Source organism: Motilimonas pumila (genome assembly GCF_003596335.1).
GTDB lineage: Bacteria > Pseudomonadota > Gammaproteobacteria > Enterobacterales > CBDFNC01 > Motilimonas > Motilimonas pumila.
The window spans coordinates 40,089-62,237 of sequence record NZ_QZCH01000021.1; the positions used below are offsets into that span (position 1 = coordinate 40,089).

Consider the following 22,149-nt stretch of genomic DNA (forward strand, 5'->3'; position numbering starts at 1 on the left):
TTACCATAACCCGTGATAAAAGTTATAAATTGGATGCCCCGTGTTACCTATTTCTGAAATATTCCCTTCATTGAAGCAAGCCTTAAACCAGCAAACTCAAATCATCATCGAGGCGCCAACGGGGGCGGGTAAGTCGACCCATTTGCCTTTGTTTTTATTATCTGAGTTGGACTCAAATCTCGGTAAAATCCTGTTGCTGGAGCCTAGGCGTTTGGCGGCGCGCAGTATCGCTCATTATTTGGCTGAGCAACTGGGTGAAAAAGTGGGTGAAAAGGTCGGCTATCGCATGCGCGGGGACACCAAAGTGGGCCCTGATACCCAGCTAGAAATTGTTACAGAAGGGGTGCTAACGCGTTTGATTCAAGCTGATCCTGAGTTGGCAGATTATCAAATGGTTATCTTCGATGAATTTCATGAGCGCAATTTACACGGCGACTTAGGGCTGGCGTTGGTATTGGATATTCAGCAAGGCCTAAGGGAAGATTTACGCCTGATGGTGATGTCGGCCACGTTAGAAAACCAAAGCTTATTAGCGCTTATTCCAGACGCGAAGTGTCTCACCAGTGCAGGGAGAATGTATCCGGTCAACTGTGAATACGTTGGAGTAACCGCGCGCCATCAAGTCAGTAGTGCCATCGCCAATTTAGTGCACCGACTGATTGCCGAGGGGGAAAGTGGCAATTTGTTGGTGTTTTTACCTGGGCAACGAGAAATCAGTCAGTTAGCACAATTACTGGCGTTGCCGAGACATGTTTTAGTATGCCCATTATATGGCGCGCTTACGTTAAATGAACAGCGCCAAGCGATTGCTGCGCCGCCATCAGGGCAACAAAAAGTCGTACTAGCCACCAATATTGCAGAAACCAGTTTGACCATAGAAGGTATCACAGTGGTGATAGATTCTCTGCTAGAAAGGCGCTTAATTCTTAACAATAAAACCGGTATAGGCAGCTTGCAAACGCGCTATATCAGCCAAGGCAGCGCCAAACAAAGGTTAGGCCGAGCCGGGCGCTTAGCGCCGGGTAAATGTTTTCGCATGATTAGCCAAGAACAGTTTGGCACGTTAGATAAGCATTTAACGCCAGAGATCCTCGCCGCAGATCTCACCGCAACCGTGTTAGAGCTCGCCGCATGGGGAGTCACTGAGCCTGAGCAAATGCAGTGGCTAACTGCGCCGAATGCTGCAAGATGGCAAATGGGGGTGAATGTATTACAAGAAATGGCGGCACTTGATGGCCAAGGAAAAATCACTTCCCATGGCAAAGCCATGGCTGCCTTTTCTGCGCCTCCGCGCATTGCCAATATGCTGTTAGCGGCACAGCAATTAGAGCGTGAATATACCTTAACAGGACTCACTCATTTGGCCGCTAATACGATGGTGATTCTGCAGCGCCAAACGCGACAAAGCAATCTTGAGGTGGAGTGCCAGCAAGGGTTGACGGCAGCCGAAAATAAACTTTACCAACAAGCTTTACAGCAATTAGGCTTGTCAGGTAAACCGGCATTGCCTCTTGAATATATCGGCTTGGTACTAGCATTGGCATTCCCAGACAGAATCGCCACTAGGCGAAGCCACTCTGACGCTTGGTTACTCAGTGGCGGCTTTGCTGCCCAAGGTGAGAGTAGCCTGTGGCATAATGCAAAGTTTATCGTGGTGGCTGACATCGGGGCGGATCCCCGTGGCGGAGATGGTCAGATCTACCGCGCTGCGGCACTGGACATCAAACATATTGAAGCGTATCTCGGGCACTGGTTACAGTGGCACGATAGCGTCATTTGGCACAAACAAAAACAACAAATTGTGGCCGAACGGCAATATCGACTGGGGAAAATTGTGTTGCAAAGGCAACCGCTTAATGACGTTAAACCAGCTCAAAAACAGCAAGCATTACTGCAAGGTTTATTCAGCCTTGATAAGCTTCCCTTCTCTGAGGCGGCATTAAGCTTTATTCATAAAGTGAATACTGCGCGTCAGCTATTACCTGAATTAAGCTTGCCAGATTATACTTTGGCAACGTTAGAGCGTGAGGTTGAGCTTTGGTTGGTGCCTTACTTGGGTAACATTAAGAGCTTACAACAGCTACAACAGCTGGATTATTTGCCATTGCTAAAACAGCGTCTGGATTGGCCACAGCAACAAGCCTTAGATAGCGCTTTGCCAAATTACTACGTAACACCAGCAGGCAGCCAGGCGCGAATTTGTTATGATGCCGACAAGCCACCACAAATTGAAGTGAAAATGCAGCATATGTTTGGCTTGAATGAAACGCCAAGTGTGGCAAAGGGCAGGTTGGCCCTTACCGTGTTGTTATTGTCTCCTGCAGGGCGACCATTGCAAACAACACAAGATTTAGCCGGTTTTTGGCAGGGCAGTTATCAAGCGGTGCAAAAAGAAATGAAAGGGCGCTACCCCAAACATTTTTGGCCTGATGATCCCGCCAATGCTATCGCTACAACCAAAACCAAAAAGTATATGGACGTTAAAAACTAAGAGTGCAGCATGGTCAGCAAAAAAAAGCCGGTCAAAAGAACGCCGGCTAAAAAAAGCAGCAAGAAAAAAGCCAAGAGTAAGTTCCCTATTTCATGGATGTGGCTCTTTCAAACCAGTTTAAAGCTTTGCTTGGTCTTAGTGACGGCGGTGTTTGTCTATGGCATATATTTAGACAGTAAAATTCGCAAAAAGATGGATGGCCAAATTTGGTCATTACCGGCGCAGATATATGCCCGACCCTTGACCTTGTATCCCGGCCTTGAAATCAATAAATCAGAGGTGGTGCAAGAGCTTAAGCTACTTAATTATCGCTACGTTAAAAAACCACGCAGAGCTGGAGAATACGCACAGTCTAAAACGCGTTTAGAGATAGTGCGCCGCGGTTTTGATTTTCGTGATGGCCCCGAGCCCGACCGACGTATATTGGTCACCTTTTCAGGTAAGACCATCTCTGAAATTAAGCTGGTCGATGAAAATAAAAAGATGGGGTATGTACGCCTCGAGCCTTTACTTATCGATCGCCTGAGCGCCAATAATGCCGAAGACCGTATGATGGTGCGTTTAGAAGACACGCCGAGTCTGTTGGTAGAAACCTTGTTGCTGGTGGAAGATAGACAGTTCTACCACCACAAAGGGGTATCTTTACCGGCAATCGGACGCGCGTTAGTCGCCAATATTAAAGCGGGCCAAACCGTGCAGGGCGGGAGCACGCTGACCCAACAGTTAGCCAAGAATATCTTTCTCAGTCGACAGCGTTCATTAATTCGTAAGCTGCAAGAAGCTTATATGGCGTTGATTATCGATTTTCGCTACAACAAAGACACCATTATTGAAGCGTATTTGAATGAAGTCTACCTAGGGCAAAATGGCGCCAACGGGGTTTACGGCTTTGGATTAGCCAGCCAGTTTTATTTTGGCAGGCCGATTGGTGAGATATCAGCCAGTCAAATAGCTCACTTAGTGGCACTGGTCAAAGGCCCATCTTATTACGATCCTTGGCGTTCACCTGAGCGTTCTCTGGCCAGGCGAGACTTGATTTTACGTTTGATGGCCAATAATGATCTAATTGATGAAGACACTTACAATTCAGAGGCGAATCACGACGTTGGTGTGATCAAACGCGGAGCCATGAAAAAGCAAACCGCGCCGGCATTTTTATCTTTGGTCAGGCGTGAGCTACGAGAAAAAGTCGGCGATGAGCAGTTAATTCAATCGGGTGTTCGAGTGTTTACTTCTCTGGATCCTGTGGCTCAAAAAAGTGCTGAAGAAGCTTTGCATTACGGCATAAAGGAAATCGAAAAAGCGCGTAAACTCAGTCACCTAGAAGGTGCTATTGTGGTCACCGACAAGCGTAAAGGTGAAATCATAGCCTTAGTAGGCGGTCGTGACGTTAAATATGCCGGCTTTAACCGGGCTATGGACGCGGTAAGGCCAATTGGCTCTTTGGTTAAACCTGCGGTTTATCTTACGGCTTTAGCCGGTAAGTTTAACTTGGCATCACGACTCAAAGACAAACCCATCCGCCTCAAAAATAACAGCGGCAGCAGTTGGTCACCGAAGAACTATGATAAAAAGTATCGCGGTGAAGTGTCTCTACATCAGTCCTTAACTGACTCGCTCAATGTGCCAACGGTGAACTTAGGTTTGTCTGTGGGTATAGATAACGTAGTAAAAACCTTAAACCGGATGGGGATTGAGAAACAGATCAACGCTTACCCTTCATTAGTGCTAGGCAGTTTATCTTTGTCACCACTGCAAATTGCGCAAATGTATCAAACCCTGGTGAGTCAAGGCCGGTACCAACCCTTAGTCACCATTCGTGCGGTCACCGATGGTGAAGGCATGGCGTTATATGAAAAGTCCGAACGAGCAGAGCAAGTGTTACCTGCTGATGCCAGTTATTTGACCTTGTATAACCTTGAACAAGTCACTGAAATTGGCACTGCACGCAGCTTAACCTGGCGTTTACCGGGCTATCAGTTTGGCGGTAAAACGGGCACGACAGATGAGTTAAGAGACAGTTGGTTTGTTGGCTGGGATAATCGTGATTTAGTGTCTGTTTGGGTTGGGCGAGATGACAATAAACCAGCTGGATTAACGGGCTCAGCAGGGGCGGTTCCTATTTTTGCCAAATACATGAAGCAGCGCCAACCTAAGAGCAGCCAACTCTCTGCGCCGAGTTCTGTTGTTAAAGCGTCATTTATTAAAGCAACAGGGCAACAAGCGGAAGAAAACTGTGAAGGAATAGAAACCCTGCCAGTTGCACGCACGCATTTAGTCGAGCCAAAAACTTGCAGTATTTGGACGAACCCTTTTGCCAGTAGTGAAAAGGAAGAGGAGCCAAAAGAGAAAAAGCGTAAAAACATTTTTAGCCGCTTTTTTGACTAGCCGGTCTGCTGTACAAAAAGTGAATTAACGACAGCTGAGAAAGCTTCACTCTCAGCTGTCAAAGCCCACACTCCCAAACTCCCAAACTCCCAAACTCCCAAACTCCCAAACTCCCAAACTCCCAAACTCCCAAACTCCCAAACTCCCAAACTCCCAAACTCCCAAACTCCCAAACTCCCAAACTCGATATTTAAGCTTGTTGGGCTGTTGATATTTGCAGTTGTAGGCTTAGGTTTGACTCAAGGTACTCACTGGCTGTTTGACAAGGTATTTTACTAGCCTGTGACCGCTCTCGGGATTGTGTCAGAACCATACTCAGGCCTTTAATCGTGCTCTACAGGTTGGAGTTGGAGTTCGCACCCGGTATGGGGTAGGCGGTTTCATTCAGAGTAACCTGCCTGATAGACCATCCACCCAAATATGTAAAAAGTCGCAGGACAAGTTCCCCCTCAAGGCTGCACTTATCTGACAAAGTCGGTGTGTGTTTACTTAAAAACAATCTTTTAATGGGTGAATTACACTATTTATGATAATTTGATAGCGCTAACTAAAGGGGGGTGATTAATAATTTTTAATCATTTGTTTCATGTGGTTATGAGTTTTATTGACGATTTTGACGTCTATTTTTAACGTTTTTGACGTGTTTTTGCATGATTGTTAACGAAATTTAAGAACGAATGAGTAGAGATTGAGCAATCTTATTTGCTATCTTTTTCTGGCAGTCTTTTGAAGCGTTTGTTAAGACACCTGTAGTGAATTTAGTGGTTATAGAGCGATTGCACCTCGCACTATATAAATGGCCGCAGCAAGGAGCGCAGTGGTACCTAGTTTAGGGATAAACAATACGTGGATTTTACTATAACCATTTCCTTTCCTATAAATGGTTTTTAAAGGGAGCTTATACGCTCCCTTTTTTTTATGCTGTTGAAATACATTTGCAGACTTGCCCAAACCTATTTTTAGATCTTGCTTAGCATTAAACCTTCCGCTTGGGCACAAAAAAGCCACGCCCTAGCGTGGCTTTCAACTTTACTGAAACTGGTGATCCTATTAATAGGTTTGTCGTAGGTGTTTCAAGCTAAGGCTGGTTTTAAACTCGTCTAAACTGATGGCTTGTTCTGGCGTAAAGCGTAAGCTTCTGACTTCGTCTGCAAGGAGCGTCACGCTGTTATCACTAAATTGGCCAGGGAATGCCGATTCAAGCTGACAAAAGAAAGCCGGCGCATCTGTGCTGAGGTTTATTTCAAAGCCATTAGCACGTTCGCTCACTTGATAAACCACATTAGCATTGGCGAGCTCGCACGCTTTCCACTGGTCGGCGATAAAATCATTTTCTATGATGATAGCTTCACCTTGGTGTTCGCCGGTCAGGCGAATGTGCCAAAAACCTTCCGTATCGCCATGGTGCTCAAATTCACTGATCACTATGCTTTTGTCTGCCTTACTTACAACATTTAATGTGTTAGTTTCGATTTCGCGGCCATTAAAGTCATATTTAGTGAGCTGACCTGTGAGTGATACATCGTCTGCTAAATCACTGACTAGCTTAATTTCGACTTTACCGGCTTTGCTGACAAAGGTAACCAATAACGGCGCAAAAAAGCGCTTTGCATGGTAGTGCAACTGTTTCCAGCGGCCGCTGTACTCAATGCTTGACCAAGACGCAACCGGCCAAACGTCATTCAACTGCCAATATAGAATGCCCATGCAAATAGGCTTGGTGGAGCGCCAATATTCCGAAGCCGTTTTGATTGCCAGCGCTTGCTGCACCTGACTGAGATATAGAAAGTTGTCAAAGCCTTGTGGGAAGCGGAAACAACGGGTAAACATTTCTACAATTTTTGAGTTACCACCTTGGTTGCGTTGGTGCCATTCCATCACTGGCGCCGTAACGTTCCAATCAGTTTCTTTAGCAAAGGTTTTAACGGTTGCCAGAGATGGCAGCGATTGGTAACCAAACTCAGAGCAAAAGCGTGGGTTAACCTCAAGGTATGCTGAAAACGATTTACCTGAATGCCACACATCCCAGTAATGCATATCCCCTTTGTTATCGTCGTGCCATGCATCACCAAAGTCGAGCTCTCCATTACAAGGAGAACTTGGCCAAAAGCGACGGCTATCATCGGTCAGCGCGACATTGTGCTCTAGGCTGCGGTTTAATCTGTCGTAGTTAACGATATATTTTTGTGGATTTTCTCGAGATTCGGGGTACCAAGTAATTGAACCTATCACTTCGTTATCGCCGCACCACAGGGCAATACAGGGGTGGTGCTGTAAGCGCTTTAACTGGTGTTGTACTTCTTGTGACACTTCTTCAATAAACGCATTGGTGGAAGGGTATTGGGCGCAGGCAAACATCAAGTCTTGCCACACCAGTAAGCCTAATTGGTCACACTGACGGTAAAATGCATCAGATTCATACACGCCGCCGCCCCAAACACGGATCATATTCATATTGGCGGCTTTGGCGTCGTTAAGCAGTTTAGCCATTTTTGCTTCAGTCGCGCGGCTCGGTAGCGCATCAGCGGGGATCCAGTTTGCGCCTTTACAAACAATGTCTCTGCCATTGACGCGAAACAGCATGCTAGTCCCCGTGTCATCATCTTGGGTAATAAGCTCGAGTTGACGCAATCCTATATGCTGTTCAAGTGATTGACCTGCGCAGGCAACTGATAATGCGTATAGAGGTTGCTCACCGTAACCCACTGGCCACCAAAGCTTTGGTTGCTTAACGTCAATTTCGAACTCAATGGTATTATCACCGGCCACTAAGTTGACCGTTTGTGAATAGTCTTGTTGGTCAAAATTAAGCGCAAACGTTTGTTGTTGGTCTTGATAAGCGTGGCAGTTAATGCTCACAGCTAAACGACACCCTTGATCGTTAAAAGCTTGCGTGTGGCTAAGATAGCGCAAGCTAACTTGCTGACAGGGACGCAGCTTAGGCACGCTATAAATACCGGCAACTAACAAGCATATACCCCAGTCCCAACCGGCATGACATTGAGCTTTACGCACGGTATTCATATGCGGTACTTGGTTGTTGCCTACCGCCCAAGGTACAGGAAAGGGTAACTGTTCAGCGCGTTGCGCGGCCACTTCAGCGACGGGCCTAAATTCAATACGAATGCTGTTTTCGCCAAGTTGCAGGAAGGGCTTAACGTCTTTGATGTGACGTAAAAACAGGTTCCCGGTTTGCATCACAAGTTGATCGTTGAGATAAACATTGGCAAAGGTGTCGACGTCATCCAGAGTTAACTCTATTTGTTGGTTGGCCAGTAAATCGGCTGACACTTCAAAGTGACGGCTTAGCTGCCATTTAGCTTCTGCAACCCATTGAACTTGGGTCTCGTTTTTGCCTTGGTAAGGGTCAGGAATGTGACCGGCATCTAATAAGGCACTATGTATATCCCCAGGAATGGTAATGGCACACTCTGGCGTATTGCCATCAAGGTGGGTTAATAACCATTTTCCAGCAAGCTCAAGCACGTTTGTCATAAGTCATCTCATTGATTTTATTTGTGATGAAAGAAATCTTCGCTCGATAAAGCTTAGTAAATAAACGAGCGGTAAGTTCAACATTAAGCGAAAAAATGCAGAGGTAAAGTAAGGGATAACCCCTATCAATACAGGCCGGTGAAAGCATGCTTAAAACGCGCTTGTTTGTCATGCCTGATGCAGCTTCGTTTAAGAGAAAAGTAGAACGACAAGGTATCAAATGAAGTGATAAATTTTACAGCGAAATTGAGGTGGCGTGACGAGATGAATTCCCGCCTTTGCGATAAAGGCGGGAAGAGTATGTTACAACTGCTTAAAGCAATGAGCCGCTGCTGCAATTGTTTTATCCAGATCTTGTTGGCTATGCGCCGTGGATAAAAAGCCTGCTTCATAAGCTGAAGGTGCAAGATATACCCCCTGTTCCAACATCAGGTGGTAAAAGCGTTTGAAACGTTCAATATCGCACTGTGCAACTTGAGCGTAAGTGCTGATGTTTGCTTCTTCACTGAAGAAAAAGCCGAACATACCGCCAACATAGTTGACACTTAAAGCGATACCCGCGTCGTCTGCGGCCTGTTTTAAGCCGGTTGCTAAATACGCCGTTTTTTCGGTTAATGCTTGGTGTAAGTCGGGCACGCTGAGTTGTTCTAAGGCCGCTAATCCTGCGCTCATTGCTACCGGGTTACCCGAGAGTGTACCTGCTTGATACACAGGACCGGTAGGCGCAATGTATTGCATAATTTCGGTTTTACCACCGAAGGCGCCAACCGGCATGCCGCCGCCAATAATTTTACCTAAGGTAGTCAGGTCAGGTGTGATGTTATAGTAAGCTTGCGCACCGCCAAGGGCCACACGAAAACCTGTCATTACTTCATCGAAAATCAGTACTGCTTGGTATTTATCACATAACGCGCGCAGGCCTGGCAAGAAATCCGCTTGTGGCGGAATACAGTTCATGTTGCCCGCAACAGGTTCAACAATGATACACGCCACTTGTTCAGGGTAGGCTTCAAATAATGCTTCTACTGAGGTGAGATCATTAAAGGTGGCGGTTAATGTATGCTGAGCGAAATCTGCGGGCACACCCGGTGAATTTGGTTGGCCCAGAGTTAACGCGCCAGAGCCTGCTTTTACCAACAAGGAATCGGCATGGCCATGGTAACAACCTTCAAATTTAATGATTTTATCACGTTGGGTGTAACCTCGCGCTAAGCGAATGGCGCTCATGGTGGCTTCTGTGCCTGAACTTACCATGCGCACTTGTTCCATAGAAGGCACTAACTCGCTGACTTTTTCGGCCATTTGCAGTTCGATTTCAGTTGGCGCACCAAAACTGAGACCGTTTTCCACGGCCGCTAAAACCGCTTCTTTAATCGCAGGGTGATTGTGGCCTAATACCATAGGCCCCCATGAACCCACGTAATCGATGTAAGCTTGGTCGTCTGCGTCAATCAAGTATGGGCCGTTAGCTTGTTTGATAAAAAGCGGCGAGCCGCCGACACCGTTGAAAGCTCGAACGGGCGAGTTAACGCCTCCCGGAATACGTTTTTTAGCTAGCTCGAACAGGCGCTCTGATTGACTCATGATAATCCTTGCATTGTATAGGTTGCAGATAGAAACATGGCTGCAATATAGCAAAAACCCCCTCTGATTCCGAAACAGAAATTGAGCTTTTTTCAGAAGCGGAATTTTAAGCAGCGTTATAAGGCCATTTTTGCTATGATAGCGGCGACAATGACGCAAAAATAGGCAAAATATTTCAACTTGTTATAAGTACTTTGCCGAACAAAAAGAGTAATGAACGTGAAACGATTGATTAGCCTTACTTGGTGGGTAATATTGTTGGCCGCCGGCGTAGGAATGGGCTTTATCTATGGTGAAAGAGATCAGGTTGGCAGTATTGAAGTCGTTGATAAACTCAATCAACAAATCAAAGAGCTCAGCGTTAAGCTGGAAAATGCCAATTTTACTTTAGCGGTAAAAGAAACTGAAATCGAAACCGAAAAAGCCACGGTTGAACGCCTCAGTAAAGACCTCAAAACCACGCAAATGAATGTGTTTGAGTTACGCAAGGAACTGACTTTTTACCAAAAAGTACTCTCGCCCGAGTTAATGGTTGGCGGCGTTGCCATTGATAGCTTTGAATTTGATAAGCTGGCAACAGGGGACTTTAATTATCGCTTGGTGTTGGTGCAGCTAGCGAAAAATAGGCGTGCAATTAATGGTGATGCTACTTTTACCATCATGGGTTCGAAAGGCAATGACAAAATTGAGCTGCCTTTGGAGCAAACCAGCATACGGCAAAAAGACAGCCTCGCTATCGACTTTACTTATTTTCAAATTTTTGAAGGTAAGGTCAGGTTGCCCGCAGGTTTCAACCCGATTGAAGTTGAGCTGGCGTTGGATCTTAAGCCTGATAGCGCGTACAAGGGTGAACAGTGGTCTGCTAAATACATCTGGTCTGACATCATGCCAGAGTGAGCAATACTTGAACTGTTTACTCAGGTATTAGATAATCACCCCATGTAGTGAGACAGAGGTTAAATATGTCGACAGGTGTAGAAACAGCATTACCGATTTATTTCAGTGATGCAGCAGCAAATAAAGTAAAAAGATTGATCACCGAAGAAGAGAACCCAGATTTGAACTTACGGGTTTACGTCACGGGTGGCGGTTGCTCTGGTTTCTCATACGGTTTTACCTTTGATGAAAAGGTAAATGAAGGTGATACCGTCGTAGATAACGATGGCGTGTCCATGGTCGTCGATTCAATGAGCCTACAGTATTTGGTTGGCGGTACCGTTGATTATACCGAAGGCTTAGAAGGTTCACGCTTTTTGGTCAACAACCCAAATGCGACAGCAACCTGTGGTTGTGGATCTAGCTTTAGCGTTTAATACTGCGCTGTAGAAACGATAATTAAACCACCCCTTGGGGTGGTTTTTTTGTGCCTTTAATACGGGCGAGCCATTGACAAAACGCTTGCAGTCTAATGGCTAGGTAACGCTTTGAGATGCGTATCATTTATTTGATTGAGAGCTATTATCATTTGAGTGCTTTGTCTAAAAGTGATTGTTTTATATCAAATAGGTAGTCAAAAGTGACTGCCATTTAAAGTCAATTTGGGGTAAGGTGTGCTGTCGCTCATTCAAGGAGTGTACATTTATCACGCCTATCACAGGGAGATTGTCATGGCTGGCGCGAATTCCTTTCTCAATGCAATTGCAACCCGTCCTTATTTCATCGCTATTATACTCACTGTCTTCTTAGTGGCTTGGATGGCCAGTGGCAACCCTGCGCAATCGGCGCAGCCCGATGTCAGCTCAACAGACAATGCTGATGTTGAAGAAATGGTTACTACGGTAAGGGTCAAGCAGTTTAGCCCGCAGCCTGTGACCAAAACCTTAACCTTGTATGGCCGTACTGAGCCAAATCGTAACGCAAGAATTGGCGCCGAAGTCAGTGGGCAAGTGGTGCAAGTATTTGCTAAACGTGGCGCCATGGTTCAGCAAGGGGATCCGATTGTACGCTTAGAAATGAATGACAGGCAATCTCAACTAGACAAAGCCAATGCCATGCTAAGGCAGCGCCAAATAGAATATGACGGCGTTAAAAAACTGAACCAAAAAGGCTTTCAAGGCCGAGCCCGTCTAGCTGAAGCTGAAGCGTCATTGATTGATGCCAAAGCGAACGTGGCGGCGTTAACCTTGCAAATCGATAAAACCCTGATTAAAGCGCCGCTAACCGGCATTTTAAATGAGCGCATGGTTGAAGTAGGGGATTACCTTGCGATTGGTGACCCTGTGGCACAAATTTCAGACATCGACCCTTTAATTGTTGTCGGTGATGTCACCGAGAAAAACATTACCGGCTTGTCTTTAGGGCAAAAAGCTCACGTTGAATTGATTGATGGCTCTGCCCTTGCTGGCAGTATTCGTTATATTTCATCTGTTTCGAGCCCGGCTACCAATACATTCCGTATTGAGGTGGCAATTGAAAACCCAGATAACAGCCTGTTGGCAGGTTTAAGCGCTGAGTTAGAAGTGCCGCTGGAAGAGACCGCGGGCATTAAAGTGACACCTGCAGTGCTGGCATTGGACGATGACGGGAACCTAGGAATTAAATCGGTAGAGCAAGACCGAGTGGTGTTTTCACCGATTAAGGTCATCAAAGCTGAAGAAGACGGGGTGTGGTTAGCCGGCTTTGAGCAAGAGGTTACTGTCATCACTGTTGGTCAAGGCTTTGTGAATCCTGGTGATAAAGTTTCAGCGGTGACCGCGCAAGATGCAGCAGCAACGGAGACACAACTGTGATCACTGTGATTGATGGCGCTCTCGCGCGTGCCAGAACCATAATCATGATTTTGCTCTTGCTGTTAGTGGCGGGAGCTATCACATACGTGGGGATCCCAAAAGAATCTGATCCTGACATTGAAGTGCCTTTCTTATACGTGTCTATTCATCACGAGGGCATTTCGCCTGAAGATGCCGAACGCCTATTACTGCGGCCGATGGAGCAAGAACTCAAAGGCATTGAAGGCATTAAGGAGATGAAGTCAACCGCAGTTGAAAGCCATGGCTCCATTACCATGGAATTCAACGTTGGCATTAACGTCAAGCAAGCGCTGGCGGACGTAAGGGAAAAAGTCAGTCTTGCGAAAGCGAAATTGCCTGACGGTACCGATGAACCTACGGTTAATGAAGTCACCTTTGCCAGTATGAACCCGGCATTAACCGTGTTGATATCGGGCTCGGCGCCGGAACGCGCATTGGTAGCGATAGGTCGAGACTTACAAGACAAAATTGAAGGCATGCGCGAAGTCCTTGAAGTAAAGCTGCAAGGTGATCGAGAAGACATGGTGGAAATTTTGGTCGATCCGTTGTTACTTGAGAGTTACAACCTTGATACGGGCGATATTTTCCAATTGGTTTCGCGCAATAACCAACTGGTAGCAGCAGGCACCATGGACACAGGGGTGGGGCGATTCCCGGTGAAGGTGCCTTCGGTATTTAATAACATACGTGACGTGATGAGCTTACCCATCAAGGTCGACGGCGATAAGGTGGTGACGTTTGCTGATGTTGCGACGATTCGACGCACCTTTAAAGACCCTGAGTCTTTTGCCAGAGTCAACGGCCAACCCACGTTAGCGTTAGAGATAGTCAAGCGACCTGGAGAAAATATTATTTCCACGGCCGAGAAAGTTCGCGCTTTGGTGGCCAAAGAAAGCGAGTGGTGGCCTAACTCTATCAAGGTAGACTTTGCTGGCGACCAATCAAAAGACGTTAAAAACATGTTGGGTGAGCTACAAGCTAACGTGATGTCTGCCATTGTCTTGGTGGTAATAGTCATTATCGCGATCCTTGGCGTGCGCAGTGCAGCGTTAGTGGGAATCTCTATCCCAGGCTCTTTTTTAACCGGAATTTTGGTCTTAGCACTGTTTGGCATGACCATTAATATCGTGGTGATGTTTGCCCTCATTATGGCCGTGGGCATGCTGGTAGACGGTGCCATTGTTGTCACCGAATACGCCGACCGCGAAATGTCCGAAGGCATGGGTAAAAAACAAGCCTACAAACTCGCCGCACAACGCATGGCTTGGCCTATTACGGCTTCTACAGCTACCACCTTGGCCGCTTTTGCACCTCTATTGTTCTGGCCAGGGATCATGGGGCAGTTCATGCAATATTTACCGCTGACCCTGATTGCGACCTTAACCGCTTCGTTATTCATGGCATTGGTGTTTGTGCCTACCCTTGGGGGCATTTTTGGCAAAGCCAGACCGGTAAGCGTGAAAACCCAGCAATCTATGTTGCAAGCGGAAGGGGGCGATATTTTGTCTTTACCGGGCTTTACCGGTAAGTATGTTCGTTTTTTGAATGCTGCGATCAAGCGTCCTGTAATGGTGTTAATTGGCGCTATCATATTTTCTGTCGCGGTGATGTTCGCTTATGGCAGCTCACACCTTGGGGTGAATTTCTTCCCACAAATGGAACCGGTAGGGTTTAATATTAAGGTGCGCTCGTTTGGGGATTTATCCATCTATGAAAAAGATGCCCTTATGGCCGAGATTGAAGAGCAAGTACTGGGCATGGAAGACATTGAAACCTTAGTGGTTAAAACCGGCTCGGTCGAGGGTAATACCGACCTGATAGGCACCTTTCGGGTTAATTTGTTTGAATGGAACCAGCGTCGTAAGGCTGATGAAGTGATTGCTGACATTTATCAAAAAACGGCGCATATCGCCGGCGTTGATATTGTCATCAAAAAAGACCAAAACGGACCGCCTTCTGAAAAAGACTTAGAGATTGAAATAAGCTCTCGTTTTAGCGAACTGTTAGATCCTGCGGCTAAGTTGTTGCGACAAAAGCTGCAGCAGTCAGGCAAGTTTATCAATATCGAAGATAATGGGCCGAAACCTGGCATTGAGTGGTTAATAAATGTAGACCGTGCAGACGCGGCGCGGTTTGGTGCCGACGCCGCATTAGTGGGCAGCTCGGTGCAATTTATAACGTCGGGCTTAAAGCTGGGTGAGTATCGCCCAGACGACGTTGATGATGAGCTCGATATTCGTGTTCGTTTTCCTGAAGATAAACGCAGCCTCACCCGATTAGATGAACTACGCATTAAAACGGCGGTCGGGCAAGTGCCTATTTCCAATTTTGTTGAAATTGAAGCCGGCCAAAAGCAAGCGACAATTCATAAAGTGGATGGTAAAAAGTCAATCACAGTGGGCGCCGACATGGCCGGTGATGAAAACTTAAGCCTGGTATTGCCTAAGCTTAAAGAAGAGTTAGCCAAGCTGTCTATTGACCCGCGTATCGACGTGAAAATTCGTGGTCAAAACGAGGACCAAGACGAAGCATCAGCCTTTTTATCCAAGGCGTTTATGGTGGCACTCTCCGTAATGGCCATCATTTTGGTGACTCAATTTAACTCTTTCTATCAGGCTGGTTTAATCTTAAGTGCGGTGCTGTTCTCAACCGTTGGCGTGTTTTTAGGCCTGCTTATTGCCCAGCGTCCATTTGGTATTGTGATGAGCGGCATCGGCGTAATTGCCTTGGCGGGCATTGTGGTGAATAACAATATTGTACTGATTGACACTTATAACCACCTCAGGTCTAAAGGCATGGATGCAGTCGAAGCTATCTTACGTACCGGCGCCCAGCGCTTACGCCCAGTATTAATGACCACAGTGACAACCATTTTAGGCCTCATGCCCATGGTGTTAGAGGTAAACATTGATTTGTTATCGCGCTTGATTGAGTTTGGCGCGCCGACAACGCAAATGTGGTCGCAATTAAGCACCGCGATTGCCGGTGGTTTGGCTTTTGCGACAATATTAACTTTGGTACTTACCCCTTGTTTATTGATGCTAGGAACAAAGTTACATCGGTTAATGGGAAAACAGCCTTATAAACCTTTAGCTGAAACCACATAGCCTGGCATAAGCTAAAGTTAACGAGGTCATGGGGCCTCGTTTTTTTTATCTAAAGGATAATAATTTTGACAGGCTTAGGGTAAAATCGCGGCAAATTTTCAGCAACACCTTTAAATATGTTAGAGCAATTCGTTTATTTTTCAGATCTACTGGGCTGTATTGTGTTCGCCATTTCTGGCGTGCTGGTTGCTGGCCGCTTAAAAATGGACCCGTTTGGTGTGGTGGTGCTCGCTTCAGTGACGGCGATTGGGGGCGGGACCATTCGAGATATGGTCATTGGTGCCACCCCGGTTTTTTGGATCCACGATACTACTTATTTGTACGTGATATTTGCCACCGCCGTGATCAGCATGATTTCAGCGCGAAAAGCCCACCATTTACCCAGCTTTTTATTGCCGTTACTCGATGCCTTTGGTTTGGCTCTATTTACCGTAATTGGCGCGGAAAAAGCGTTATCGTATGAGTTACCAGCGGTGGTTGCCGTCGTTATGGGCGTTACCACTGGGGTTGCTGGCGGTATGATCCGTGACCTACTGGCTGGTCAAATCCCTCTAGTGCTGCAAAAAGAAATTTATGCGACGGCCTCGATCCTCGGCGGCCTATTGTACACTGGAAGCATCGCCTTAGGTGTCAATGCAAGTTGGGCGCTAGGTATTGCCATGATAGGCACGCTAAGCTTGCGTCTTGCCGCGCTGAAATGGCACTTGTCTTTGCCTGTGTTTAACTTGCGCCGTTAAGGAGAACAAGTGAAGTTTTTACTGCTACTTTGTATATTGCTGAGTCCAACTGCATGGGCTGACAAACAAGCTCAACGCAAACAATTAGCACAGCGTTACATGGGCTTATTGCTAGCGACGGATTACGCTCAGTTATCAGAGTACTTGAACGATAGCAGTAAATTGATTGATAAAACCGCTTCTAAAACTTACACAGGTAAACGCAGCATTATTGAATTTTTGCGTTTGAGCACCGCAGGTATTGAAACGTATCGCTTTGAGCAAGAGCGTTTTTTTATCGCTAAGAAAACAGCGGTTTTTATCGGCCAGTATCATTACAAAGGTGCTGGGGATTTGTACGGCTATCCCAATCAAACCATCCAGTTTAGCGTTCCTGCGGTGACCGTGCTCAGTGTAGATGAAAAAGAAAATATCATCACCGAGCACCGTGATTACTTCGATTATGAAAATTTGACCCCCGAAGTGCTGAATCAGTAATGATATTTGCGATCTAAGTCTTGATCCTTATTCGCCATTAGCCCCTTGGCTCGCTAAAATCAAGCGTTTGGTTTTTTCAATTGTGATTTTTATGATGCGAGCATTCTTATCGAGTAAGTCGCTGTATTTAGTTAGCGGCATTGTCTGTTTTTCTTGTGTACTGTTTTTACTGCCTGCAACTGCGGCTGATGACACCACCTTATCAACCTCTGGTATTACTGACCCAGATTTATTGCAGCTTCAACCAGGTGAGCAGAAATACCAAGTAGGCGTGAGCTATGAACTGCCATTGTCGAAGGCTTTAGTCATTAACAACGATGAGGCGCCCACCGACGTGGAGATAGCGCAAAGTAATCTCACCCACCAAACTTTGATTGTTCAAAAAGGGGATAATCTATCGTCGATTTTCAAACGCGGCGGTTTTAGTTTAGGCCTGTCTTATAAAATTGATAACCTTGGCGGTGATGCCCATAAACTCAGAAAAATGCGTCCAGGAGATGCCATCGAGTTTATTAGCGAAGGTGAGCAATTAATGTTTGTGCGTTACCCCTTTTCACGCACGGAAACTTTAGTAGTCAGTCGTGTTGAAGGCCAATTTGAAACCGCCATTGAGACCATGGAGCTTGAAACCCGAGTGAATTTCGCTCGCGCTGATATTGTGTCGAATTTTTGGAATGCCGGTATCAATGGTGGCCTCGATGCCGGCCTCATTATGGACTTAGCGAATGTATTTGGTTGGGACGTCGATTTTGCCTTAGACATTCGTGCGGGCGACAGTTTCGCAGTGTTGTTTGAAGAGCAATACGCCAATGGCGAATACATCAAGACCGGCAATATTTTAGCCGCCGAATTTATTAATCAAGGCGACGTGTTTCAGGCTGTACGCAGTGAAGACGGCAACTTCTATACCCCAGAAGGCAAGGCCATGCGTAAAGCCTTTCTGCGTGCACCGGTTAACTTTAAATACATTAGCTCTAATTTTAACCCAAGGCGCAAGCATCCTGTGACTGGGAAAGTGCGGGCTCATCGGGGGATAGATTACGCGGCGCGAACAGGTACGCCAGTGGTTGCTGCGGGTGACGGTAAGATCATTCGTTCAGGTTACAATCAGTTTAATGGTAACTACGTGGTGATTAAGCACAGTGAAATTTACGTGACTAAGTATTTGCACTTGAATAAGCGTAAGGTAAAAAAGGGTCAACGAGTGGGTCAAGGCGACTTGATTGGCACGGTGGGAGCAACCGGCCGTGTAACCGGGGCGCATTTACATTACGAGTTCTTGGTTTCTGGCTTTCATAAAAACCCTAAAACCGTTAAATTACCAGAAGCCCAGTCCCTTGAGGGGCAACCAAAAGCTGACTTTATTGCTTATTCTCAGCCTTTTATGCAAAGCTTAAATAACCAAAAACGCTTTAGTTTAGCGATGGCTAATTAACCACAAAATATAAGGGAACCTTTGCCGCTATTTCGTGTTCAAGTGACTGAACTTACTTCAGGTAAAGTCAAAACAGACGTGAGGGTCCCTTTATTTATTCTCAGCTTGGCTGGGAAGCACACTCCCGAACCCCTCATTCGCTATTTCTTGTCAAAGTCCGGTGTCAGCAGTGCTGAGAGCCCATCGTTTAAACTTGTACTCAAGACGGTCACTCAGGTCATCGTTGAAACGGCTAAAGACGAGAGACTTTCTAGGTATCAAGGTGTTATTGCTGAAATAGAAGATAATGGTGAAAGAATTGTGTTATCTATCACCGACTCATTGCTTGGGTGGCCATCAACCTAGTTATGGTGCGCCGTGGTTATTGCTTATCAGTAACGCATAACAGCCAATAAAAAGTGCGATGACATCCGAGTTTATTACAAAGCGCTAAAGCGGAGAATACTGGTTCGAAGGAAAGTCCAGTGGAGACAAGTCTGTAGGGGCATTTTGGGTAATGAGCCACCAGCTAATATGCACCAAACAGTATGCAATCAGCCAAAACCAAGCGGCTTGTTTGAGGCGCTGCTTTACTTTATCTAGGTGTTGCACCTGAATACTTTGGCCTGTGCCCACTAAGGCAAAACGCATTTGAATCGTTTCATATACTCTTAACCCGCCCAGCTGTATTTGTAAGCTACTAGCCATGGCTGAGAGCACCAGACCTGAGCTAAAGAGCGGCCAAGTTGCCCCCTGTCGAAACACGTTTTTTAAGCCGTATAGGGTATTGCCATAACACAACAGCGTCAATGACAAGGCTAAGTTTGGCAGCCATGCTAACACGCCATAAAGCTGACGAGGCCATGTGCCAAATGCGTGGTAGCGGTGTTTTTTTTGGTTCCAACTGTAGGCGCAAAGTTGCATGATGCGGCACAATAAAGCGGCGTAAATGCCGCCCACTAAATACCAAAACACCACAAAAAACCAACGCCCTGAAAGCTGTAAGGTGAGCGACTCGGTGGCGGCTTTTTGAATGCCAAGTAAAGATAAACCGTCTACTTCCCGCAGGGTAATATCGTTGAGGTGGTTTCTGGCTTGGGTTTTATTGACGATGACGCAATGTTCACGCACCCGATCAAAGCGTTTAACCACGCCGCGCCATTCCAACATGCACAGCAGCACCACAAACTCCAACAAGCCAGGAAAAAAGACCACTTGTTGCAATGCGATCATTAACGCCAAACTGGGAACACACACCACCAGCAAAGCCAGTAGTCCTGCCACTTTTTGTTGTGATTGACTGTGAGAAGGGTTGGCCACCTTGTTGCCGAGTATTTGCAAGCCAAGGTGTGCCAGGTTCATGGGGTGAAGCGTCTGAGGTAAGTTGATGAACATCGAGCACATTACCGCAGCCAGAAAGGCCAGCTGGGGTAAAAATGACAAACTTAACTCAGACATACTCGCCATTAAGTTAAACGCTGCACCATGTTGGCAACCATTTCGCTTGAATGTTTCGCTGCTACGACGAGGTATTCTTCAAATGATTGGCCTGACTCTTTACCTGCAATATCAGATAAAGAACGGATCACCACAAACGGAACTGAGAATTGATGACAAACTTGCGCAATTGCAGCCGCTTCCATTTCTACCGCGGCCATGGTAGGGAAATTGGTGCGAGCATATTCTACTTTTGCCGGATCGGCCATAAAGCTGTCGCCGGTACAAATTAAACCTTCAACTACTTTGACCGCGTCACTCATTGCTGCAATGCTTTGCTTCGCTACATCCACTAAGTTACTGGCAGGAATAAATGCCGCAGGTTGCTGCGCACATTGGCCCATTTCATAGCCGAACACGGTTAAATCTACGTCATGGTGGCGTACTTCAGAAGAGATCACCACATCACCTACCTGCAAGGCTTGATCGTAACCTCCTGCAGAGCCAGTGTTAATAATGACGTCTGGTTGGTAACGTTCTAATAGTAAGGTGGTAGCCACGGAAGCGGCTACTTTACCTATGCCTGATTTCGTTAATACCACCTCAACGCCGTGAAGCTTGCCTGCGTAAAATTCACAACCCGCAATTGCTAAGGTGTCTACGTCAGTCAGTTGCTCGCGAAGAATGGCCACTTCTTGTTCCATGGCGCCAATAATGCCAATTTTCATAGTTCAGATTTCTACTTCAGGTTCAAATTAAGTAGATCTTAGCACAAAGCCAGAGCAGAAAAATGCTGTTAACAGAGTAAGATGGCGTCTTCAGCTCAATGAAATACGAGAAATGCATAATCTTCATCAAGTCTTGCTATTTTTTGCGGGTGCAAATGTGTAAAATCAAGCCCCAATTTTGGATTTAGCATGATAGAAATAACAGGTTTACAGCTATGACAGCAACAAATGAACTTTTGAAAGATTTAGCCGCCCGCGGGCTTATTGCACAGTGCACTGCAGACGAAGAACTGGCAGAGCACCTTTCAACAGGCTGTCGTACCCTTTATTGTGGCTTCGATCCAACCGCCGACAGCTTGCACATTGGTAGCTTAGTGCCGCTATTGGTATTAAAGCGTTTTCAACAGTTTGGCCATAAACCACTGGCATTAGTGGGCGGAGCAACGGGCTTGATAGGCGACCCTAGCTTTAAAGCTGCAGAGCGCCAGCTCAACACCACCGACGTTGTTGAAGGTTGGGTCGAAAAAATTAAAACGCAAGTCAGCGCGTTTATCGATTTTAATGGCTCTGAGAACGGCGCAGAAGTCGTCAACAATTTAGACTGGATTGGCAAAATTGATACCATCAGTTTTATGCGTGACGTAGGTAAATACTTCAGCGTTAACGCCATGATTCAAAAAGAGTCGGTAAAACAGCGTATTGAACGTGAAGGCTCGGGCATTTCTTACACTGAATTTAGCTACATGTTATTGCAGTCATACGACTTTGCGGCGTTAAATAAAGATAAAAACTGTACCTTGCAGATTGGTGGCTCTGATCAGTGGGGTAACATTACCGGTGGCACAGAGCTAACCCGTCGTATGAACAAAGAGCAGGTATTTGGCTTAACCTTACCTTTAGTCACGAAAGCGGACGGCACTAAGTTTGGTAAAACTGAGTCAGGCACGATTTGGTTAGATGAAAACAAAACCTCGTCATACGCTTTCTACCAGTTCTGGTTAGGCACTGCAGATGCTGACGTTTACAAATTTTTGCGTTACTTCACCTTCCTTTCGATTGAAGATATAGCAGCCATTGAAGAAAAAGATAAGACTATTCAAGGGCGTCCTGAAGGTCAGCAAATTCTTGCCAAAGAAGTGACTCGTCTGGTACGTGGTGAAGAAGGGTTAGCTTCTGCTGAACGTATTACTAAAGCTTTGTTCTCAGGTGACTTAAGCGAACTGAGTGAGTCTGACTTGGCACAGTTAGCGTTAGACGGCTTGCCGTGCACCCAAGTCGATGGCGAAGAAAAAACTTTAGTGGAATTATTAACGGCGTCTGAGTTGGCTAAATCCAACAAGATGGCTCGTGAGTTTATTGGTAATGGTGCGGTCTCTGTGAACGGTGAAAAAGTGACTGACAAGGAAGCAAGCTTTAGTGCAAAAGACGCGCTGTTTGGTAAATACAGCGTTATCAAGCGCGGTAAAAAGCTATTTAACCTCTACGTTTGGGCCTAAAGCGGCGAGGTAAAGCAAACACTGTTGTTCAAAAAAGAGAAGCTT

General features: G+C 46.1%; 15 protein-coding genes. 11 read left to right on the forward strand and 4 right to left on the reverse strand.

The window, feature by feature from the left end; all coding sequences use genetic code 11:
• Nucleotides 1–40: 40 nt before the first annotated feature.
• Nucleotides 41–2,491 carry an ATP-dependent helicase HrpB gene (hrpB, locus tag D1Z90_RS14945; RefSeq protein ID WP_158587151.1) on the forward strand — a complete coding sequence of 817 codons (2,451 nt, stop codon included), beginning with the start codon at nucleotides 41–43 and terminating at the stop codon, nucleotides 2,489–2,491.
• Between the two features lie 9 nt (nucleotides 2,492–2,500).
• Entirely contained in the window at nucleotides 2,501–4,879 is a 2,379-nt protein-coding gene (gene mrcB / locus D1Z90_RS14950) for a penicillin-binding protein 1B (protein WP_119911588.1), read from the forward strand.
• Nucleotides 4,880–5,929: 1,050 nt separating this feature from the next.
• Here mrcB and D1Z90_RS14965 read toward each other — a convergent pair.
• On the reverse strand, nucleotides 5,930–8,374 hold the full coding sequence (locus D1Z90_RS14965) for a beta-mannosidase (RefSeq protein ID WP_119911591.1): 2,445 nt from the start codon (nucleotides 8,372–8,374) through the stop codon (nucleotides 5,930–5,932).
• A 303-nt stretch (nucleotides 8,375–8,677) separates the two neighbouring features.
• Nucleotides 8,678–9,958: a glutamate-1-semialdehyde 2,1-aminomutase gene (gene hemL, locus D1Z90_RS14970; RefSeq protein WP_119911592.1), complete on the reverse strand. Its 1,281-nt coding sequence runs from the start codon at nucleotides 9,956–9,958 to the stop codon at nucleotides 8,678–8,680.
• A gap of 219 nt (nucleotides 9,959–10,177) precedes the next feature.
• On the opposite strand from hemL, the gene D1Z90_RS14975 reads away from it, so the two are divergent.
• From D1Z90_RS14975 to D1Z90_RS15010, 8 genes are all read left to right on the forward strand, one after another.
• Nucleotides 10,178–10,855, forward strand: a complete 678-nt coding sequence (locus D1Z90_RS14975) for a DUF6776 family protein (RefSeq protein WP_147378776.1) — start codon at nucleotides 10,178–10,180, stop codon at nucleotides 10,853–10,855.
• A gap of 65 nt (nucleotides 10,856–10,920) precedes the next feature.
• Complete coding sequence (gene erpA, locus D1Z90_RS14980) at nucleotides 10,921–11,271, forward strand: iron-sulfur cluster insertion protein ErpA (protein WP_119911594.1); 351 nt, start codon at nucleotides 10,921–10,923, stop codon at nucleotides 11,269–11,271.
• 294 nt (nucleotides 11,272–11,565) lie between these two features.
• The gene (locus D1Z90_RS14985; protein ID WP_119911595.1) at nucleotides 11,566–12,687 is read left to right on the forward strand and encodes an efflux RND transporter periplasmic adaptor subunit; all 1,122 of its coding nucleotides are present in this window, start codon (nucleotides 11,566–11,568) and stop codon (nucleotides 12,685–12,687) included.
• Nucleotides 12,684–15,815, forward strand: a complete 3,132-nt coding sequence (locus D1Z90_RS14990) for an efflux RND transporter permease subunit (protein WP_119911596.1) — start codon at nucleotides 12,684–12,686, stop codon at nucleotides 15,813–15,815. The genes D1Z90_RS14985 and D1Z90_RS14990 overlap by 4 nt, the downstream gene beginning before the upstream one ends.
• A gap of 116 nt (nucleotides 15,816–15,931) precedes the next feature.
• A complete protein-coding gene (locus D1Z90_RS14995; RefSeq protein WP_119911597.1) occupies nucleotides 15,932–16,552 on the forward strand; it encodes a trimeric intracellular cation channel family protein in 621 nt (206 codons plus the stop codon).
• Nucleotides 16,553–16,561: 9 nt separating this feature from the next.
• Complete coding sequence (locus D1Z90_RS15000) at nucleotides 16,562–17,029, forward strand: nuclear transport factor 2 family protein (RefSeq protein WP_119911598.1); 468 nt, start codon at nucleotides 16,562–16,564, stop codon at nucleotides 17,027–17,029.
• A 91-nt stretch (nucleotides 17,030–17,120) separates the two neighbouring features.
• A complete protein-coding gene (locus D1Z90_RS15005) occupies nucleotides 17,121–18,464 on the forward strand; it encodes a peptidoglycan DD-metalloendopeptidase family protein (RefSeq protein WP_232525267.1) in 1,344 nt (447 codons plus the stop codon).
• Between the two features lie 21 nt (nucleotides 18,465–18,485).
• Nucleotides 18,486–18,809: a hypothetical protein gene (locus D1Z90_RS15010; protein WP_119911599.1), complete on the forward strand. Its 324-nt coding sequence runs from the start codon at nucleotides 18,486–18,488 to the stop codon at nucleotides 18,807–18,809.
• Nucleotides 18,810–18,893: 84 nt separating this feature from the next.
• On the opposite strand, the gene D1Z90_RS15015 is transcribed toward D1Z90_RS15010, so the two are convergent.
• Together D1Z90_RS15015 and mtnN are read right to left on the reverse strand one after the other, a co-directional pair.
• Nucleotides 18,894–19,901 carry a cobalamin biosynthesis protein CobD/CbiB gene (locus tag D1Z90_RS15015; RefSeq protein WP_158587152.1) on the reverse strand — a complete coding sequence of 336 codons (1,008 nt, stop codon included), beginning with the start codon at nucleotides 19,899–19,901 and terminating at the stop codon, nucleotides 18,894–18,896.
• A gap of 8 nt (nucleotides 19,902–19,909) precedes the next feature.
• A complete protein-coding gene (gene mtnN, locus D1Z90_RS15020) occupies nucleotides 19,910–20,608 on the reverse strand; it encodes a 5'-methylthioadenosine/S-adenosylhomocysteine nucleosidase (RefSeq protein WP_119911601.1) in 699 nt (232 codons plus the stop codon).
• A 215-nt stretch (nucleotides 20,609–20,823) separates the two neighbouring features.
• Between mtnN and tyrS the strand changes: the two genes are divergently transcribed.
• On the forward strand, nucleotides 20,824–22,104 hold the full coding sequence (gene tyrS / locus D1Z90_RS15025; RefSeq protein WP_119911602.1) for a tyrosine--tRNA ligase: 1,281 nt from the start codon (nucleotides 20,824–20,826) through the stop codon (nucleotides 22,102–22,104).
• The last annotated feature ends 45 nt before the right edge of the window (nucleotides 22,105–22,149 follow it).

Bases quoted from the DNA above. Each gene is read 5' to 3' on its own strand.
- mrcB (WP_119911588.1), top strand. From the start codon at position 2,501: ATGGTCAGCAAAAAAAAGCCGGTCAAAAGAACGCCGGCTAAAAAAAGC.
- D1Z90_RS14965 (WP_119911591.1), bottom strand. From the start codon at position 8,374: ATGACAAACGTGCTTGAGCTTGCTGGAAAATGGTTATTAACCCACCTT.
- hemL (WP_119911592.1), bottom strand. From the start codon at position 9,958: ATGAGTCAATCAGAGCGCCTGTTCGAGCTAGCTAAAAAACGTATTCCG.
- erpA (WP_119911594.1), top strand. From the start codon at position 10,921: ATGTCGACAGGTGTAGAAACAGCATTACCGATTTATTTCAGTGATGCA.
- D1Z90_RS14985 (WP_119911595.1), top strand. From the start codon at position 11,566: ATGGCTGGCGCGAATTCCTTTCTCAATGCAATTGCAACCCGTCCTTAT.
- D1Z90_RS14995 (WP_119911597.1), top strand. From the start codon at position 15,932: ATGTTAGAGCAATTCGTTTATTTTTCAGATCTACTGGGCTGTATTGTG.
- D1Z90_RS15005 (WP_232525267.1), top strand. From the start codon at position 17,121: ATGATGCGAGCATTCTTATCGAGTAAGTCGCTGTATTTAGTTAGCGGC.
- D1Z90_RS15015 (WP_158587152.1), bottom strand. From the start codon at position 19,901: ATGTCTGAGTTAAGTTTGTCATTTTTACCCCAGCTGGCCTTTCTGGCT.
- mtnN (WP_119911601.1), bottom strand. From the start codon at position 20,608: ATGAAAATTGGCATTATTGGCGCCATGGAACAAGAAGTGGCCATTCTT.
- tyrS (WP_119911602.1), top strand. From the start codon at position 20,824: ATGACAGCAACAAATGAACTTTTGAAAGATTTAGCCGCCCGCGGGCTT.